The 563-nt window shown below is 62.9% G+C and carries 1 protein-coding gene; it reads right to left on the bottom strand.

Annotated elements, in window-relative coordinates; all coding sequences use genetic code 11:
• On the bottom strand, positions 1-428 hold a 428-nt coding region (locus F0Q45_RS26605; RefSeq protein WP_188113200.1), incomplete at its 3' end, for a substrate-binding domain-containing protein.
• Between the last annotated feature and the right edge of the window lie 135 nt (positions 429-563).

Raw genomic sequence — 563 nt, 5'->3', positions numbered from 1 at the left:
ACGCCGTTGATGTTGTAGGTGACCGCGATCGGGCCAAACACCACCGGTAAGTTCCACGCTGGCGAGCCACCGCAGCGCTGTTGTGCCGCCGCCGCCTCGTCTTTGCTCAGCGGCGAGTCCGAGCCACCGAAATCGGTTTGATTGCCGTTGAATTCGCTGATCCCGGCGCCCGATCCGTTGCCGGTGTAATTCAGGGTCTGACCCGGGCAGGCCTCTTCGAACGCCTTGACGAAGCGCGTCATTGCGTTGGCCTGCGCGGTAGACCCGCTGGCCTTGAGTGTCTTCTTGCCCCCGCAACTCACATTGCCCGACGATTGGGCCGCGGTGGTGCCTCCCCCGCTGGGGTTGTTATCGCTGCCACACGCTGACAACACCAGAGCGCCCGCAGCCAGGAGACTCAGCGTGGCGCCGAATCGGTTGAGTTTCAATTCAGTTCCTCACGGTAGAGATGAAACGTATCCGGGCCCGCAGGAAGCCGCAGCCCGCTAACCAGCCGTTTTCCTCGCAGCCACGAGGCTACCGTAACAATCGGCAGCCTTCGACGAGTTCATCGGGTGGCTGCC

It is taken from the genome of Mycobacterium simiae (assembly GCF_008370645.1).
In the GTDB taxonomy this organism is placed as follows: Bacteria; Actinomycetota; Actinomycetes; order Mycobacteriales; family Mycobacteriaceae; genus Mycobacterium; species Mycobacterium simiae_A.
This window is presented reverse-complemented; position numbering and strand designations above follow the sequence as displayed.